Below are 16,939 nucleotides of genomic sequence, written 5' to 3' on the forward strand. Positions count from 1 at the left end.
CCGCCTGACTCTTTTCCGATGCCTCGATCGTTTTCATGTCATCTGGACATTGGAGCATCATCATGAGCCTGAAAGACAAGACGATCGTCGTGACCGGCGGAAGCCGCGGCCTTGGCCTGGGAGTCGTGGAGGCCCTCGTCGATCGCGGCGCCAAGGTGACCGTCGTCGCGCGCGGAACCGAGGCGCTGAACGCGATTGCTGCGCGCCTGGGTGTGGCCACGATCGCGGCCGACGTCACCGACGAGGCCGCTGCGCACCGCATCGTCGGCGATATCAGCCCCGACATCCTGATCTTGAACGCCGGCACAACGCCGCACATGGACCGGCTGGATCGGCTGACCTGGAGGGATTTCTCGGTTGCCTGGGAAACGGACGTCAAGGCGGGCTTGTACTGGATCCAGGCGGCGCTCAAGCTCCCCCTGAAACCAGGAAGCCGCGTCCTGGTCGGATCGAGCGGCGCGGCGGTGGGCGGTTCGCAGATGTCAGGCGGCTACGGCGGCGCCAAGCGCATGCTCTGGTTCATGGCGAAATACGCCAATGGCGTGTCGCAGGACGACGGGCTCGGCATCCGCTTCCAGGCGATCGTGCCGCGCATGATGATCCTGGGCACGGGAGTGGGGGATACGGCCGCGGGCGCTTATGCCGGGTCCATGGGCATTGCGCCGGAAGCGTTCGTTGCCCGCTTCGGCGCGCCGATGCCGCCACGGGCGTTCGGCGATCGCGTGGTCGCGGTGCTGGAGGACCCGCGGTTCGTCGACGGCGTCGTGTTCGGTCTCAACGGAGATTCCGGCGTGACGGTGATGGAAGGAGCGGCAGCTTGAGCGACGGCGGACATGCTTCGCGCGGCGCGCGCAGCGCCGAGCTCGTGGCCCTCGCAGAGCAGCTGCGGCCCGAGCTGCATCGTTATTGCGCGCGCCTGATGGGCTCTGTGATCGACGGCGAGGACGTCGTGCAGGACACCCTGACAAAAGCGCTCGTCGCGGTGGACGAGATGCGCGACGTCGTGATGCTGCGTGCCTGGCTGTTCCGGGTCGCGCATAACCGGGCGCTGGACCTGCTGCGCAGCCGTGCGATCCGGGCCGCCGAACCGATGGAGGCGGCTGACGGTGTCGCCGACGACACCGTGCCGGATGCCGTGGAGGCGATGATGCGCGACGAGGCGATCCGGACCGCGGTGTCGCGCTTCACGGAGCTTCCGATCCCTCAGCGGAGCGTCCTCGTTCTGAAGGATGTGCTCGATGAGTCGCTCGCCGACATCGCGGCGCTGCTCGACCTGACGGTGGACTCGGTGAAGGCACATCTCGCCCGCGCCCGGGCGCGGCTCTCCGAGATCAACGCTGTGGCCGAGGCGCGGCCGGCGGCGAGACCCGCCTCCGATGCGGCGACACGCTATGTGAGTCTGTTCAACCGGCGTGATTGGGACGGCCTGCGCGCGCTGCTGGCGCACGACGTCAAACTGCACCAGTCCACTCATCCCGTCCGTGTCGGCCCGGCCGATGTCGGGATGTTCTTCAGCATCTACGCCGGGATGGACGGCGTCTGGCTGGCGCCGGCCTGGCTCGAGGGCCGGGAAGTGATCGCCGTGTTCGAACGCCAGGGCGATCCGCGGCCCAGCTACGTCATGTGGCTGAGCTGGCGCGACGGCAAGATCAGCTTCATCCGCGACTACCGCTACGTCCGCTATGTCATCGTCGATGCAGAGCTGGCACTCGTCCCGCCGTCCTGAGCACCCAGACCGGCAAGGGCTTGATCCACATCAACGAGGGACGGTCGCGCCAGGAGCATCTTTTGGCCCGAGAGGTCTGAGATGCAGCTCTTCAACTCGACGAGGGACTACGGCGCGATTCCGCAGACGCTGCATTGGCTGACGGTCGTTCTCGTGGCCGTCGCCTGGGCGCTTGGGGTCTTCGGTGACGTGCTGCCCAAGGGCGCACCGCGCGAGTCCGGCCTGCTCGTCCATGTCACGGCTGGGATCGCGATCCTCATGCTTCTGGCGGTGCGCCTGGCTTGGCGGCTGGCCGATCCTTCTCCGCCGCCCGAAGCGACTGAGTTCGCCACATGGATGGGAAAGTGGCAGGATCCGGCCGCGCGTTTCGCGCACTACGTTCTCTATGCGCTGCTCTTTGCCGTGCCCGTCGTTGGCATCGTGTTGCAGTTTGCGCGCGGTGATTCCTTGCCGCTGTTTGGCATCGCCGAGATCGCGTCGCCCTGGCCCAAGGACCGCGCGTTTGCTCACAACGTCAAGGAAGTGCATGAAATTCTCGCCCACGCCCTCGTCATCGTGGCTGCAATGCATGCGGCCGCCGCGCTGATCCATCACTGGATCTTCCGGGACCGGACGCTGCTTCGCATGCTGCCTCACTCGGACGACTAGGGAAGGCGACACGCCTGTCGGAAACCATGGATTGCGCCGGTCGCTTCCGCCGCCGTAACCGGACGGTCGCGATCCGATCGATCACTCCGCTCATGGTTCGGATTGCCAACCCCAAGGACACGCGGCCCGGAGACTCCCCCAATGCTAGAGTATCGCGTCAACGCCCGACGGATCGATGCGCATGAAAGCGTGGCTGACTGCAAGGATGCGACCGTGGTGCTCGACACCGATGTCCAGGGACGGCGGGATGCGTTCAACCCGGCCGAGCTTCTTCTCGCCGCGGTTGCCGCCTGCATGATCAAGGGAATCGAACGCGTGACGCCGATGCTCAAGTTCCATATTCGTGGCGTCGAGGTGCGACTGATCGGCTTCCGTCAGGACAGCCCGCCGATGATGGCGTCGATCGATTACGAGCTGATCGTCGACACCGACGAAGACGACCGCCGGCTCGAGCTGCTTCATCAGAATGTCAGGAAGTATGGAACGATTTCCAACACCGTGGCGGCCGCCACGAAGTTGCAAGGCGTGATCAGGAGAAAGACATGAGCCGCCTTCACGTCCACCCCGAAAGCCATCTGGTGGCGCGGATCGGATGGCTCAGAGCGGCCGTTCTGGGAGCCAATGACGGCATCATTTCGACTGCGAGCCTGATCGTCGGTGTTGCTGCGGCAGCAGCGACACGAAACGACGTCCTGATCGCAGGCGTGGCGGGATTGGTCGCCGGAGCGATGTCGATGGCCGCCGGTGAATATGTCTCCGTCAGCTCGCAGTCGGATACGGAGCAGGCCGACCTGGCCCGGGAACGCAAGGAGCTGAGCGACAACCCCGCATTCGAACGCGACGAGCTTGCCGAAATCTACGTCAAGCGAGGTCTGGATCAATCCCTTGCGCGGCAGGTGGCCGAGCAGTTGATGGCGAAAGACGCACTGACGGCTCATGCCCGCGACGAATTGGGAATCTCGGAGATCACCGCAGCGCGGCCGATCCAGGCTGCCCTGACCTCGGCCATGATGTTTTCGGTGGGGGGCGCCATGCCCTTGCTGATGGTCGTCGTGTCGCCCGCCAATTTGCTGGTCCCGATCGTCTCCGCGGCTTCTCTCGCCTTTCTCGCGGTGCTGGGAGCGATCGGCGCAAAGGCAGGCGGGGCCAACATTCCGCGCGCCACCTTTCGCGTGACGTTCTGGGGGGCCTTCGCCCTGGGTCTCACCGCAGGCATCGGAAGGCTGTTTGGGGCCGTTGTTTGAAGCGCTGGCAAAGCTTGCGCGACGGTCAACGGCGTTACCCCCGTCTCGTGTCGAGGCTGCGGCGGTGTCGCGGTGTCGTCGACACGGGCATTATTTCGAGAAATTGAAGACCCAATTCGGTCCAGGCGCCATTATCAACCGGCCCGCGAGCCGCCACATCTCGCGTCACGGGCATTCGATGGGTGCGACCCTGACGTCAACAGGATGCCGCCGAGGCGGCAACGCGCCCCATGCCGTGGTCGTGAGGAGCGAGTGGTGGACGGACAGCAAGCGCCGGGTGGATCCCGGCCGGTCATTCTGCATCAGGAGCGTCCCCCAGCGGAGCCGCGCGCCGGGGCGTCCGCAGGACGTGCGCTGTGGTTGCTCGCCGCGCTCAGCCTGATGTTCGGAATGCTGGTCGCGGTGCCGTGGATGGTCGAGTATGTGACCGTGGGCCAATATCTGGTTCACACCGATGACGCCTATGTCAGTATGAACGAGATCCCGGTCAGGTCGGCGGTGTCCGGCCTGGTCAGGGACCTGCTCGTGACCGACAATCAGGAGATCGCTGCGGGACAGGTTCTCGCGCGGATCGAGCACCGGGACGAGCGCGCTTCGACGGTCGCGCTGAACGACGTCATCGCTCCCGTCGCCGGCGTCGTGGCTGCAAGCGGTCTCCATGTCGGCGACGCCGTGACGACAGATCGGTCGTTGATGGCGGTGGTCACGCCAGGCGAGCCCCACGTCATCGCAGCCCTCGCGGTTTCCGAGATCACCTATGTCGCGATCGGACAGGCGGTCACGATCGACGTGCCGGGCCTGCCCGTCCGGCTCTATGGACATGTCGCGGATGCTGAGTGGATCGGCGTGGCGTCCGGCTCGCCAACCGGCGAAGCGCGGATCGCGCTGAAGATCAGCCTGCTGAAGGCGGCCATGCCCGCCGGATTGCGATCGGGCATGGCTGTCGGCGCGACGATCCTGACCGGCCTGACCGGGACGGAGCGGATGGTCTCGCAGATCCTGCGGGAGAGGGCGCAGAGGACCTGCCACTGCGAGCAGGATCTCCAGCCCGCGTCGGTGCAGCGGCGCATCTGACCACGGCCATCCCTGCGCGACGGGCAATCCGTGCATGCCTCTCATGCCTGAACTGCCCGTCGTGCCAGTTTGTCGCGGACTCATCACTTGCACCGTCGGGCAAATCACCTCCACATTTCCTGTTATCCCGGCTCGCTGAAGAGGGACGTTTCGCGATCGTCACGAGCGTCGAGCCGGAAGATGCGATGGGCGCGTTGCTCCGCAGCCGGGTGTCACAGCCCGCGCCGACGAACGGAGCGATGCGACGGCGAAGTGGTGTGGTCCAGGCATCGCGGTGCTGATGCCAAGCCGGCGGTGATGATGATCCGCCGGCGACGGGGGCAAGACAGCCGATCCCCGGGGAGAGCGCCTATAAGTCGTCAAACCGTCGCGCAGGGAAGGCCGGATATTGGGCTGAACCTGTGGTTCTGCCGCGTGCTTTTTGCTGCACGCGGACCGCGGGTATCAGCTGATACCCGATCTTCCCTGCGCCTCTTCTTCGGAGGAAGAGGTTCACTCAAGATGACAACTCGGGCGGATGCCGCCGCGAGATGGCTCAGCCTTGCCTGCTGTTTGAAACGTACAACACGCGGTCGTGCGATGTCCCGCACCAAGTGGGCAGTCGCAAGGTGATCTGCGGCCCTATCTCGACGTGATCGAGAGCGTCTTCTTCACCGGCGGCCTGTCGGTGACGATCAAGTCGCACCACAAGGTCGGCGGCCTGCCGGCGCGCATGAACATGAAGCTGGCCGAACCCTTATGCTCAGCGGTCGGCGAGAGGTTGGTGATGCTAATGGCCTACCGTTTACCAGGTCGAGTGCCAAGACGCCTCAACTTGGCATCCCCGCCGACAAGCGCTGCGCAGACGGCCAAGTCGGCATTGTCGACGATGAGTGACCCATTCTGTGACTCCGAGCCTCTGCCGCGCTTCTTGAACGCCCGGAGCTCTAGTGCCTTGGGCTGGCGAACAAAGTCGCCTCCAGTCCGATGTGGTTCGAAAGGTAGTCCTGCGGGCCGGGGGTGACGACCCAGCGAATGCGTGACTTGAAAGCACGCCGGCGCACACGTGAGACGTCGAGATTGAAGCCGTGAAATGCGGTCGCACGTTCCATGAACAGGTAGTCGATCCTCGATCCGGTGGGATTCGCGTCGTCTGGCTGCATGTCGTCGCAGTAGTAATCGACATCATCCGACATCGTCGGCGTGGCAACGGCCGGATCGTAGGCTTGCCGATATGCCTCGCTGGCGCGATAGACCTTACAGTTGGTATTGAAGTCGTTGTAGATCGGCTCGTCGCCCTCGCCGTGACGGTCGGTCAAACCGTCGCTTTTCATCGTATCGTACGGGACGCTCCACAGGTCATAGAAGCCGGCCTGCTCCATCGCCGCGACCAGGTTGTGGTATTCGTCGGTATCAGCACCGATGTTAAAATCTCCGGCGACAATGGCCACGTTGGATGGAAGGTGCGTCGCCTTGATGAAGGCAATCAACTCATCAATCTGCGTGCGCCTGACGTCGATCTTCTCCGCGTCAGTTGGGCCGGGCGGCAGAAGGCCGCCATCGCCGGCATAAACATGCGTCGAATAGAGCTCGATCGCACCGAAGCCGACCGGGATACGCGTGAGTTGCACCCCTTTGTTCGCCCATTTGTCAGAATCGAACATGTAGCCCATCTCGCATCCGCCGGGCATCACTCGCGACACGCCGTCCGCGGCATAGACATGCCCGCCGCCATTCTCGATCGTCCGCGTCGGGCTGAGGACGAGGATCCCGCTCTGCAGTTGCTTGTAGGCGAGGGAGCCGGTCGGTCCGTCGACATGCTGCGCGGTGCCATGTGCCAGGATCGTATCCCGCGTATCCTGGTCCCAAGCCTCGACCAGCGATACGAGGTCGTAGGCGAACACCCTCCGGCCGATTTCGTCGGCGCGCTCGGGGATGACCGGCTTCTCCATGACACTCACTTCGAACACGCCAAGCACCGGCGCGACCAACTGCATCAGCACCTCGAATACGACCTCCTCGGGGATCGAGAAGAGGCTTATCAGCCAGTCGAGGTCGGAACTGAGATTTTCGATGATGTATCCGCCGAGCGAGAGGCTGTCGCCCACCAGCTTGCAAGTGCCGTTCAGCGGGTTGGCGGGCACGCCGCAGACTTCCACGATCGGCGGGAAGATGCGGTCGCAGACATCTCCGATGTCGGCCCCGATCATCTCCAGTGCCTTGCCGATGAACTCAGCCGATGAGACCCCAAGACAAGCCGCGAAGTGGCCCACCCCTCCGGCAGCGGCGACGATCTCCTTCAATCCGATCTTCGCGCGCAGGCACCAGATGTTGTAGTGGAGGAATGAAATTCGTGTCGTGGAGGGGCCCGACAGGCGCCAAGCCGCCTCGGCGAACGAAGCCGTCGGCAGGGTCGTTCCCGGTGCCGCTCCGGGGTAGCGCAGCCTGGACAACAGGCTGTGCATCGACTGCGGCGGGTAAAGTGCGTCGGCCTGCTGCGCGAGCTGATTGAACGACGTGGTGGGCATGCGCGCGTCCTCCTGACTGGTGAATCAGCTTGCCTGGAAGCGATAGGCGAGCGTCGGCCACGACAGCCAGCGTTCCGGCGCCCGTCTGACTTCCTGCTCGATCTTCTGGTTCACCCAGGCAGCGAGATCCTCCGGCTGCTTGCCGGCGGTGGGCAGTGTCGCCACCACTTCCACGCGGCTGTCCCTGGGCGCTATCAGCGCCAGCGTGTAGCCGTTGCGGATCGCAAGCCTCAAAATGGCGGCCGGAGTCTTGGCGGGGCGCCCGAAGAATGGGCTGCGGATGAACTCGGTGCCCGGATGAATATTGTCCATCATCGCGAACACGTTGCGGCCTTCGCGCATGTACGCGGCGAGCGCCGCCGCACCGCCTTCGGCCCGGAAGTTCAGTGTGGTGCCTGCGTCCTTCAACTCGGAGAGCCAGGGAGCATCATTCGATACCAGAACGACCACATGCTTTTTTTCCGCAGTGCCGAGCAGGCTCGCGAGATCCGGGAAGTACCATCCGACAATCAGCAGCTTCCCCGATGCCGGCAGGTTCAGATCGATCTGCCGCGTCTTCCATGCACTTAGATTGCTCATGGCCTCGAGCCAAGCCCGCTGATGAGCCGAGCTGAAATCGGCGCGGGCTCGAACGTGGGGCGTGGGGAGCAGCTTGCCTGCCCAGGCGAAGGCATGGTCCGCGCAGGCCGGAACCGACCTCTCGACTGCGTCGACCTTCAATCCGTGAATGCCGCTCAGGACGGTGTGCAGATCATTGGGCATTTCAAACCCCGCCAGTTCCCATGTTCTGAGCGCGGCCTGGCGCGCGCCAGAACATCCTACTTCGTAGTTAACGGTCGCAGGCGCCAGCCGATGGAGCGTTGACGTGAATCAAACTGCGGCGGCCGAGTTGAGGATATTTTAAGTTACATCTTCAGCGGGAGGCGGCGAACATGACGAGCGACATCAAACTCACCGACACGTCGGTCATCCTGGAAGGATCAACGACTGTGCTGCAGAGCGGCAATGTCAGGGTTCCCGTCGACGCGCAGGGCTATCCCGGCATGCTCAGAATCGAGTTTGACGGCGCGGAGGCCCACGCGGGACGTCTCTTGCTAGCCCCGGCTTGGTTGGGGCGAGCGATAATGGCATGCAACGTCGAGACCGTGCAGCTCCAGAGCCCGAAAGTGCCTCCGGCGGCGCGCGCGGCGCTCTCTCACTCCCAGGCTGACGAACTTGTTCTCAACGATGGCAAGCATTACGCCGGGGGCGTTTCGATTCACGGTGCGGCGAAACTCGAAGACGTGACCGTTAAAGGCGCCGCGCGGTTCGAGAAAACCGTTACCGCTCCAGACGGAATTGTCGCGGGTGGCGTTACGATCGCAGTCCCCGCACCGCCCGCATTGCAACCGGGTCTATCAGTTGCGAGCTCCCGCACCAGCATGGAGATCAGCTCGTCGACCATTCGTGTGACAACGAGCCATGTCGGGATGATGGGGCATCAACCCGCGCCGGACGTCCTTGACCTGGTCGCGGAGATCCGCAGCCTTCGCGACCGGGTGGCCGCGCTGGAGAAGAAAGCCGGGGTTCCCGTGCCGGCCTAGTTTCGAGAGGCTCCTCGGCTTGGTCGCGCCGTAACAAAGCCAGATGCCATGCGTTGGTGTGATCCAAGGCCTGTAATATCTCAGATGATCGCGAGCTTCATCAAGGTCGATGCCTCACGGCCGCAAACCATCTCTTGGATTGTCCAACCAATGGCCGTACGTTGGTGGGCGGGGACGGAATTAGCCCAAAGCAACACCGTGGAGAACAGTTGGTCTGATGGATGAGGACGACCCGAGCGATCAATCTCCCTCATCGAGGCGCGGATCGAACAGCTGGCCGACGCGGCCGAGCGGTGTCGAAAGATCATCATGGCCTCGAAGATCGTGATATCCGGCTGCGCCGCGTTGCTGCTCGGGGCGGTGCTGGGCCTGCTGGGGTCCAATGCGGTCGTCGTCCTCGGGACGATTGCCGCGGTGCTCGGCGGCATCGTTTCGCTCGGATCGAACGTCAGCACCTTGCGACAGACCATGGCGGCGACGGCCGCCGCTGAAACGTTGCGCTCGGACCTGATTGGCAGCATCGATCTTCCGGCCCCGCCCGAACTTCCATGCGGTCGGACCAGTGCCGCCGGGCACGCGGAGAAGTAGAATGGCTCGTGCTTTGCCGACCCGGCAGCTCGGTGCCGGAGCCAAGCTCATCACTGTGACGGTGCATTCCAATCACTGAAGACGTTTGAAGGCGTCGATGGGACCGGCTGCTGTGACCCGACGAACTCGCGCCATCCCGAGCTGCACGACGGGCAATCTCTGCATGGCGCGTATGCGCCAACTGCCCGTCGTGCCAGTTTGTCGCAAACTCATCACTTGCACCGTCGGGCAAATCACATCCACATTTCCTGTTATCCCGGCTCGCTGAAGAGGGACGTTTCGCGATCGTCACGAGCGTCGAGCCGGGGAGGCGACGGGCGCGTTGCTCCGCAGCCGGGTGTCAAAGCCCGCGCCGACGAACGGAGCGATGCGACGGCGAAGTGGTGTGGTCCTGGCATCGCGGTGCTGATGCCAAACCGGCGGTGATGATGATCCGCCGGCGACGGGGGCAAGACAGCCGATCCCCGGGGAGAGCGCCTATAAGTCGTCAAACCGTCGCGCAGGGAAGGCCGGATATTGGGCTGAACCTGTGGTTCTGCCGCGTGCTTTTTGCTGCACGCGGACCGCGGGTATCAGCTGATACCCGGTCTTCCCTGCGCCTCTTCTTCGAGGAGAAGGGGACTTCAGTTGCATAACCCGGGCGTCATCAGCGGCGGGATCGCGAGGCCATGTGTGAGCCATGTGTGCCGTCTGATCGTCGAGCGAAGGAGCCGCGGTGCTGCTGGACGATGGCCGGCTCAGGCGCCCGCATCATGCGCATTGATCACCGCCACGAAGGCCTCGCCGTAGCGCGCGAGCTTGACCGTGCCGGCACCGGGGATGCTCGCAAGCTCCGCGACGGAGCGCGGATGGCGGGCCGCCATTTCGGCCAGCGTCTTGTCGTGGAAGATGACATAGGGCGGGACGTTCTGCGCCTTGGCGAGCTCCATCCGGCGTACGCGCAGCTTCTCGAACAGGTCGCGGTCGAGGTCGGGAAATGCCGCCGTGGTCTGCCGCTCCCGGGATTTGCGGTCGCGCCGCGACTTCTTCAGCACGCGCAGGCTGAGCTGCGGCTTGTCGCGCAGGAACTGGCGACCCTCGGGCGAGATCGACAGGCCGCCATGGCCGGCGACGTCGACGCTGATCAGACCATGCGCGACGAGCTGGCGGACGATCGAGCGCCAGGCGTTGCGGTCGTGCTCCTTGCCGATGCCGAAGGTCGAGAGCTTGTCGTGGCCGAGCCGTTCGATGCGCTCGTCGGTCTCGCCGAGCAACACCGCGATGACGTGGGCCTGGCCGAAGCGCTCGCCGGTGCGGTGGATGCAGGACAGCAGCTTCTGCGCGGCGATGGTGCCGTCGAAGGTCTCCGGCGGGTCAAGACAGATGTCGCAATTGCCGCACGGCGCGCAATCGTCGCCGAAATAGCGCAGCAGCACCTGGCGGCGGCACTGGCAGGTCTCGGCGAAGCCGAGCAGCGCATCGAGCTTGCGGCGCTCGGTGCGCTTGCGCGCATCGGGCGCGTCGGACTCATCGATGAAGCGGCGGCGCAGCGCGATGTCCTCCGCCCCGTACAGCATCAGAGTCTCGGAGGGCAGGCCGTCGCGCCCGGCGCGGCCGGTCTCCTGGTAGTAGGCCTCGATGCTGGAGGGCAGATCGGCATGAACAACGAACCGCACGTCGGGCTTGTCGATGCCCATGCCGAAGGCGATCGTGGCGACCATGATCAGGCCCTGCTCGAGCTGGAAGCGGCGCTGGTTCTTCTCGCGCGCCTTCATCTCCATGCCGGCATGATAGGGCAGCGCCGGGAAGCCATGATCGCTGAGCGAGGCGGCGACTTCCTCGGTCTTGCGCTTGGACAGGCAATAGACGATGCCGCTCTCGCCCTCGCGCGATTTCAGGAAGGCCAGCATCTGCTGCATCGTGCTGGTTTTCTCCGCTGCGCCATAGCGGATGTTCGGCCGGTCGAAGCCGGCGATGAAGCTGTTGCCGTCGCCGATCGAAAGATGCTCGACGATCTCCGCGCGCGTCGGCGCATCGGCCGTGGCGGTGAGTGCGATGCGCGGGATGGTCGGGAACAGCCCGGCGAGGCAGTCGAGGGCGCGGTATTCGGGACGGAAATCATGGCCCCATTGCGAGACGCAATGCGCCTCGTCGATCGCGATCAGCGACAACCGTGCGGTCTTGAGCCGCTCGAGGTTCTCCGCCTTGAGCAGCGTCTCGGGTGCCATGTAGAGGAGATCGAGCTCGCCGCGTTCGATGTCCTGCCACAGCAGGTCCTTCTCGGCGCCCCAGAGCCGCGAGTTCAGCGCCGCGGCCTTCACGCCGGCCTGCCGGAGCGCGGTGACCTGGTCCTCCATCAGCGCGATCAGCGGCGAGATGATCAGCCCGAGGCCGGGACGCGCCAGCGCCGGGATCTGGTAGCACAGCGACTTGCCGCCGCCGGTCGGCATCAGCACGAAGGCATTGTGGCCGGCGATCACGTGCTCGACGATGTCACGCTGCCGGCCGCGGAAACTGTCGTAACCGAACACGGTCTTGAGGATCGAGAGCGGATCGGCGGCCATGGGAACGCACTTCTTCGGCAGACAGAGGGACTGGATAAGTCCCGTTGCAGCCCGCTGCCGTCAAGCAAAAGCTGGCCGCCGACGCGCATGTCAGCGGGGCCGAAAAGCATGGACCGGGGGACAGCGGCCGGGGCGCGTTGGACAAGCCGGCGAGTTATGGCAGAATCGACTTGCATCGCGGTATGTTCTGATCCTGATCCAACCATGGGCTCCCGGGGGGAGCCGGGTGCATTGGCACCTCGCCGGGCGCAAGTGCTGGTCGATGCCGATCCGCAGTGGTCGGTGGTGCAGCTCGCCGAGCGGCAGCGTGCGCTCGCCATGCAAAGCTCGGGGGCGTGGCGCCGCGAGATCGCGAGACATGTTGAATCGTTGGAATTCGCTTCGACGTCGCCGTTTCGTATACGGTGGCGGCCGGTCGAGGCCGGTCCGCAAAGAGACGCGCGTGCAGAGTTGGTGATGTGAGTGCTTGCAAATCTGTTTGACGGTCCGGTCGTGGTGGCGGCGTCCAGCCTCTCGCTGGCGGAGGATGAGCTGTTTCCCGAAGAGCGCGCGCATATCCAGGCCGCGGTCGCCAAGCGGCGCGCCGAGTTTGCGACCGCCCGGATCCTGGCGCGCAGGGCGCTGGCGTCGCTGGGAGCTTCGCCGGTCGCGCTCGTCCCGACGCCGGATCGCGCTCCGGTGTGGCCGTCGGGCTATGCGGGAAGCATCTCCCATTGTGCCGATCATTGCGTCGTGGCCGTGGCCCGAAGCAGGGATGTCCCGTCCCTTGGACTGGATGTCGAGGACCTGCGCGAGCTCGATCCGTCGATGCGCGATCTTGTGCTCACGCCGGCCGAACGGCAATGGCTTCGCGGCCAGCCCGACGCGTTGCAGCCGATGCTGCCGATCGTGATCTTCAGCGCCAAGGAAGCCTACTACAAATGCCAGTATCCGCTCACGCGCGGCTTCCTGGATTTCCAGGATGTCGAGCTCGCGATCGCATGGGCGGCGGGCACGTTCGAGGCGCGTGTCATGAGAGAGGACTGGCCGACCGCCGTTGCTCGCCTCGCCGGACGCTTCCTCGTCGCTGACGGCCGGGTCAGTTGCGGCGTGACGTTGGCGAAGGGCTGATCACGCGGATGCAGCCTGGAGTTGGGCCGAGCCTGCGTCCTGGCGGCTGCGCCGGAGAGCCGCGCCATCGCCATCCCGGCAAACCTCCGGACGACGAGCAGCTTACCGCAGTCGCTAAACATGATGCGCTGCAAACGTCGCGAAAACGCGCTTGACATGTTTAGTCGTTCGCAATCTACTAAACAAAATACTTAACTCGGACGGATGATCCGAGGGCCAGGGGAAACGCTTGCGGCTCGCGCTGTCGTTGTGACGGCGTCGCTCGCCGCGGGCCATGCATCGCCGTCACCCACGCGAAGCGGGGACGGCGCCAACAGGGAGGGAGTGCCAGATGAAGTTGCTGCAGACATTTGCACTGGCGGCGACGGTCGCCGCCGCGACCGTGCTCGGCGCGTCCGCGCCGGCACGCGCCGAAGGAAAGACGATTACCTTGTGCTGGGCCGCCTGGGATCCGGCCAATGCGCTGGTCGAGCTGTCCAAGGACTTCACCGCCAAGACCGGCGTCAACATGAAGTTCGAGTTCGTGCCGTGGCCGAACTTCGCCGACCGCATGCTCAACGAGCTCAATTCCAAGGGCAAGCTGTGCGACCTGATGATCGGCGATTCCCAATGGATCGGCGGCGCGGCCGAGAATGGCCAATACGTCAAGCTCAACGAGTTCTTCGACAAGGAAGGCATCAAGATCTCCGATTTCATGCCGGCCACCGTCGCCGGCTACGCCGAATGGCCGAAGGGCTCGCCGAACTACTGGGCGCTTCCGGCGATGGGCGACGCCAACGGCTGGACCTATCGCAAGGACTGGTTCGCGCGGCCGGAGATTCGCGAGGAATTCAAGAAGAAATTCGGCCGCGAGCTCGAGGTGCCGAAGACGCAGGAAGAGCTGAAGGACATTGCCGAGTTCTTCCAGAAGCGGGTGATCGACGGCAAGACCGTTTATGGCGCGGCCATCTTCACCGAGCGTGGCTCGGAAGGCATCACCATGGGCGTCACCAACGCGCTCTATCCGTTCGGCTTCAAGTATCAGAACCCGAAGAAGCCGTATGACATGCAGGGCTTCGTCAACTCGGACGATGCGGTGAAGGGCCTCGAGTTCTACAAGGCGCTGTACAAATGCTGCACGCCGCCCGGCTATTCCAACGGCTACATGCAGGAAGGACTCGATGCCTTCAAGTCCGGCCAGGTCGCGCTGCAGATGAACTGGTTCGCCTTCTTCCCGGGCCTTTACAAGGATCCCAATGTCGGCGGCGACAAGATCGGCTTCTTCGTCAACCCCGCGCAGAAGGAGAAGGGCTCGCAGCTCGGCGGGCAGGGCATCTCGGTGGTGGCATATTCGCCTAACCGCGCCGAAGCGCTCGAATATATCAAGTGGTTCGCCGCGCTCGACACCCAGAAGAAGTGGTGGGCGCTCGGCGGCTACAGCTGCCACAAGGGCGTGCTCAACGATCCCAACTTCAAGAACACCGCGCCGTTCGCCGCCGACTTCCTGGTGGCGATGGACCAGGTGGTCGACTTCTGGGCCGAGCCGTCCTACGCCCAGCTTCTGCTCGCGATGCAGAAGCGCGTCCACGACTATGTCGTCGCCGACCAGGGTACGGCGAAAGGCGCGCTCGACGGGCTGATCGCCGACTGGACCAAGGTGTTCAAGGAGGACGGCAAGCTGTGATGGAGGCGGCACCTCTCGCGCAAGCGAGATCCGCCACGACGATCCCTCCGGCGAGCTTCGGCTTGCCGGGCGGACCAGCCAGTCTCACCGCCAGCCCGAAGCCGCCAGTGAAGCAGCCCCTCGCATGACCGACCAAACCGGACTGAGCAGCCTCGTCGACCGCGCCGCCCTGGTGACGCCGCCCGCCGTGGCGGGGCGCGTGCGCGGCCTGTCCGAGCGCGCCATCGCCTGGCTATTCATCATGCCGACCATGCTGCTGCTGCTCGCGATCAACATTTTCCCGTTGATCTGGACCATCCGGCTGTCCTTCACCAATTATCGCGCGAACCGTCCGAACGCCACCGTGCTCGATATCGGACTCGCCAACTACCAGTCGATCCTGACCGATCCGGACGTCTGGGCGGCGATGACGGTGACCGCGCGCTTCGTGTTCTGGACCATCCTGATCCAGACCCTGCTGGGCTTTACGCTAGCGTGGCTGATCGACAAGAAGTTCCGCGGCCACGGCCTGTGGACCACCTTGATCCTGCTGCCGATGATGCTGTCGCCGGCTGTGGTCGGCAACTTCTGGACGTTCCTCTACCAGCCGCAGATCGGGCTCTTCAACTACGTCATCTCCGCCGTGACGGGCGCGCCCGCATCGTCTTTCCAGATGCTGGCGCAAGTGCCTCTCGCGCCCTGGGCGATCGTCATCGTCGACACCTGGATGTGGACGCCTTACGTGATGCTGATCTGCCTTGCAGGTCTCCGCTCGATTCCCGACTACATCTATGAGGCGGCCGAGGTCGATCGCGCCTCGCCGTGGCGGCAGTTCTGGTCGATCACTTTGCCGATGGCGCTGCCGTTCATCATGCTGGCGGTGCTGTTCCGCGGCATCGAAAACTTCAAGATGTTCGACATGGTCAACCTCCTGACCGGCGGCGGTCCAGGCTCGACGACCGAGGTCGCCTCGATCACCCTGAAGCGCGAAGCCTTCGAGAAGTGGCGGACCGGCTATTCCTCGGCCTTCGCCATCATCCTGTTCGTCACCGTGTTCGGCCTCGCCAACATCTACGTCAAGGCGCTCAACCGGGTGAAAAGCCGATGACCGGTCTCGCAACCGCCCATTCCGTCGTCGATCCGTCGCCGCTGACCAAGCGGATCGCGGCAACCGTGGTGATCGCCTATGCGCTGATCACTCTGGTGCCGCTGCTGTGGATCTTCATGACCGGCTTCAAGTCGCCGTCGGACGCGATCGCCTATCCGCCGAAGCTCGTCGCCGAGCCGAGCCTGGAGGGCTATTGCAACCTGTTCACGACCCGGACCCGGCAGGCGCCGGAGTACATGGCCAAGCTGCCACCGGCTGCCAGTCTGTGCGACCGCATCTCGCGCGGCCGCAACATGGTGGTCGCGGGTCCATCGAACTACATCCCGCGCTACGTGAATTCGCTGGTGATCGCGTTCGGCTCGACGGCGCTGTCGGTCGTGCTCGGCACGCTGGCGGCCTACGCGTTCTCGCGCTTCAAGGTGCCGTTGAAGGATGATCTGCTGTTCTTCATCCTGTCGACCCGGATGATGCCGCCGATCGCGGTCGCGATCCCGATCTATCTGATGTATCGCGAGCTCGGCCTGTCCGACACGCGGCTCGGCATGATCCTGCTCTATACGTCCGTCAACATCTCGCTCGCGGTCTGGCTGCTCAAGGGATTCATGGACGAGATCCCGCGCGAATACGAGGAGGCGGCGATGGTCGACGGCTACACCCGCCTGCAAGCCTTCTTCAAGGTCGTGTTGCCGCAGGCCACCACCGGCATCGTCGCCACCGCGATCTTCTGCCTGATCTTCGCCTGGAACGAATATGCCTTCGCGGTGCTTCTGACCTCGGGCACGGCGCAGACCGCGCCGCCCTTCATCCCGATCATCATCGGCGAGGGCGGCCAGGATTGGCCGGCGGTCGCGGCGGGCACCACGCTGTTCCTGATCCCGATCGTCGTGTTCACGGTGCTGCTGAGAAAACATCTGTTGCGCGGCATCACCTTCGGAGCGGTGCGCAAATGACCGAGATGGCACAAGATCAGCCGGCCGATGCGGCGCACTCGCGCTGGCCACGGGCGCTGCGGCGCGGCCCGATGGAGACGCTGGCAACGATCCTCATTGCGGCCGGCGTGCTGATGCTGCTGCAGCCGTTCGCACTGGTGCTCTACACCTATTCCTTCATCACCACGCTCGCCGGCGTCGTGATGTTCACCATCGTCTCCAAGTTTCCGGACTGAC

The 16,939-nt window shown here is 64.4% G+C and carries 16 protein-coding genes and 1 pseudogene; 14 read left to right on the plus strand and 3 right to left on the minus strand.

Annotated features, from left to right (window positions below; all coding sequences use genetic code 11):
* Nucleotides 1-62: 62 nt before the first annotated feature.
* The 6 genes from QX073_RS04090 (at nt 63) to QX073_RS04115 (ending at nt 4,692) form a co-directional block, all read left to right on the plus strand.
* Complete coding sequence (locus QX073_RS04090) at nt 63-821, plus strand: SDR family oxidoreductase (RefSeq protein WP_316170361.1); 759 nt, start codon at nt 63-65, stop codon at nt 819-821.
* Nucleotides 818-1,726: a sigma-70 family RNA polymerase sigma factor gene (locus QX073_RS04095; RefSeq protein ID WP_316225355.1), complete on the plus strand. Its 909-nt coding sequence runs from the start codon at nt 818-820 to the stop codon at nt 1,724-1,726. Before QX073_RS04090 ends, QX073_RS04095 begins: the two co-directional genes overlap by 4 nt.
* Before the next feature lie 81 nt (nt 1,727-1,807).
* Nucleotides 1,808-2,374, plus strand: coding sequence for a cytochrome b (locus QX073_RS04100; RefSeq protein WP_315718501.1), 567 nt, complete (start codon nt 1,808-1,810; stop codon nt 2,372-2,374).
* A 141-nt stretch (nt 2,375-2,515) separates the two neighbouring features.
* Nucleotides 2,516-2,920, plus strand: coding sequence for an OsmC family protein (locus tag QX073_RS04105; RefSeq protein WP_315750037.1), 405 nt, complete (start codon nt 2,516-2,518; stop codon nt 2,918-2,920).
* The gene (locus tag QX073_RS04110; RefSeq protein ID WP_315749836.1) at nt 2,917-3,618 is read left to right on the plus strand and encodes a VIT family protein; all 702 of its coding nucleotides are present in this window, start codon (nt 2,917-2,919) and stop codon (nt 3,616-3,618) included. Before QX073_RS04105 ends, QX073_RS04110 begins: the two co-directional genes overlap by 4 nt.
* Before the next feature lie 255 nt (nt 3,619-3,873).
* Complete coding sequence (locus QX073_RS04115; RefSeq protein ID WP_316225356.1) at nt 3,874-4,692, plus strand: HlyD family efflux transporter periplasmic adaptor subunit; 819 nt, start codon at nt 3,874-3,876, stop codon at nt 4,690-4,692.
* 926 nt (nt 4,693-5,618) lie between these two features.
* Here the strand turns inward: QX073_RS04115 and QX073_RS04120 are convergent.
* Entirely contained in the window at nt 5,619-7,199 is a 1,581-nt protein-coding gene (locus QX073_RS04120; RefSeq protein ID WP_316173902.1) for an endonuclease/exonuclease/phosphatase family protein, read from the minus strand.
* 24 nt (nt 7,200-7,223) lie between these two features.
* Nucleotides 7,224-7,961, minus strand: a complete 738-nt coding sequence (locus tag QX073_RS04125) for a hypothetical protein (RefSeq protein ID WP_316173900.1) — start codon at nt 7,959-7,961, stop codon at nt 7,224-7,226.
* A gap of 170 nt (nt 7,962-8,131) precedes the next feature.
* Here QX073_RS04125 and QX073_RS04130 point away from each other — a divergent pair, with 170 nt between their 5' ends.
* Both QX073_RS04130 and QX073_RS04135 read left to right on the plus strand, forming a co-directional pair.
* Nucleotides 8,132-8,782, plus strand: coding sequence for a hypothetical protein (locus QX073_RS04130; RefSeq protein WP_315712575.1), 651 nt, complete (start codon nt 8,132-8,134; stop codon nt 8,780-8,782).
* A gap of 217 nt (nt 8,783-8,999) precedes the next feature.
* Nucleotides 9,000-9,370 (plus strand): annotated as a pseudogene (locus QX073_RS04135) (hypothetical protein).
* A 737-nt stretch (nt 9,371-10,107) separates the two neighbouring features.
* Here the strand turns inward: QX073_RS04135 and recQ are convergent.
* Nucleotides 10,108-11,913, minus strand: coding sequence for a DNA helicase RecQ (recQ, locus tag QX073_RS04140; RefSeq protein ID WP_315712574.1), 1,806 nt, complete (start codon nt 11,911-11,913; stop codon nt 10,108-10,110).
* 252 nt (nt 11,914-12,165) lie between these two features.
* On the opposite strand from recQ, the gene QX073_RS04145 reads away from it, so the two are divergent.
* The 6 genes from QX073_RS04145 (at nt 12,166) to QX073_RS04170 (ending at nt 16,938) form a co-directional block, all read left to right on the plus strand.
* Nucleotides 12,166-12,375 (plus strand): hypothetical protein, encoded by a 210-nt coding sequence (locus QX073_RS04145; RefSeq protein ID WP_315729333.1) that lies wholly within the window; start codon nt 12,166-12,168, stop codon nt 12,373-12,375.
* A complete protein-coding gene (locus tag QX073_RS04150) occupies nt 12,376-13,023 on the plus strand; it encodes a 4'-phosphopantetheinyl transferase (protein WP_316225357.1) in 648 nt (215 codons plus the stop codon).
* A gap of 331 nt (nt 13,024-13,354) precedes the next feature.
* Nucleotides 13,355-14,686, plus strand: coding sequence for an ABC transporter substrate-binding protein (locus QX073_RS04155; protein WP_315749849.1), 1,332 nt, complete (start codon nt 13,355-13,357; stop codon nt 14,684-14,686).
* Nucleotides 14,687-14,810: 124 nt separating this feature from the next.
* A complete protein-coding gene (locus QX073_RS04160; protein WP_316225358.1) occupies nt 14,811-15,773 on the plus strand; it encodes a sugar ABC transporter permease in 963 nt (320 codons plus the stop codon).
* Nucleotides 15,770-16,723, plus strand: coding sequence for a carbohydrate ABC transporter permease (locus QX073_RS04165; RefSeq protein WP_315712568.1), 954 nt, complete (start codon nt 15,770-15,772; stop codon nt 16,721-16,723). The genes QX073_RS04160 and QX073_RS04165 overlap by 4 nt, the downstream gene beginning before the upstream one ends.
* A complete protein-coding gene (locus QX073_RS04170) occupies nt 16,720-16,938 on the plus strand; it encodes a hypothetical protein (RefSeq protein WP_315749850.1) in 219 nt (72 codons plus the stop codon). Before QX073_RS04165 ends, QX073_RS04170 begins: the two co-directional genes overlap by 4 nt.
* Nucleotide 16,939: the final 1 nt, after the last annotated feature.

The organism is Bradyrhizobium sp. SZCCHNS3052, assembly GCF_032484495.1.
Taxonomy (GTDB): domain Bacteria; phylum Pseudomonadota; class Alphaproteobacteria; order Rhizobiales; family Xanthobacteraceae; genus Bradyrhizobium.

What these genes read in the sequence shown, in the direction of transcription:
- QX073_RS04090 (WP_316170361.1), top strand. Translation starts at nt 63, where the DNA reads ATGAGCCTGAAAGACAAGACGATCGTCGTGACCGGCGGAAGCCGCGGC.
- QX073_RS04100 (WP_315718501.1), top strand. Translation starts at nt 1,808, where the DNA reads ATGCAGCTCTTCAACTCGACGAGGGACTACGGCGCGATTCCGCAGACG.
- QX073_RS04105 (WP_315750037.1), top strand. Translation starts at nt 2,516, where the DNA reads ATGCTAGAGTATCGCGTCAACGCCCGACGGATCGATGCGCATGAAAGC.
- QX073_RS04110 (WP_315749836.1), top strand. Translation starts at nt 2,917, where the DNA reads ATGAGCCGCCTTCACGTCCACCCCGAAAGCCATCTGGTGGCGCGGATC.
- QX073_RS04120 (WP_316173902.1), bottom strand. Translation starts at nt 7,199, where the DNA reads ATGCCCACCACGTCGTTCAATCAGCTCGCGCAGCAGGCCGACGCACTT.
- QX073_RS04125 (WP_316173900.1), bottom strand. Translation starts at nt 7,961, where the DNA reads ATGCCCAATGATCTGCACACCGTCCTGAGCGGCATTCACGGATTGAAG.
- QX073_RS04130 (WP_315712575.1), top strand. Translation starts at nt 8,132, where the DNA reads ATGACGAGCGACATCAAACTCACCGACACGTCGGTCATCCTGGAAGGA.
- recQ (WP_315712574.1), bottom strand. Translation starts at nt 11,913, where the DNA reads ATGGCCGCCGATCCGCTCTCGATCCTCAAGACCGTGTTCGGTTACGAC.
- QX073_RS04155 (WP_315749849.1), top strand. Translation starts at nt 13,355, where the DNA reads ATGAAGTTGCTGCAGACATTTGCACTGGCGGCGACGGTCGCCGCCGCG.
- QX073_RS04160 (WP_316225358.1), top strand. Translation starts at nt 14,811, where the DNA reads ATGACCGACCAAACCGGACTGAGCAGCCTCGTCGACCGCGCCGCCCTG.
- QX073_RS04165 (WP_315712568.1), top strand. Translation starts at nt 15,770, where the DNA reads ATGACCGGTCTCGCAACCGCCCATTCCGTCGTCGATCCGTCGCCGCTG.
- QX073_RS04170 (WP_315749850.1), top strand. Translation starts at nt 16,720, where the DNA reads ATGACCGAGATGGCACAAGATCAGCCGGCCGATGCGGCGCACTCGCGC.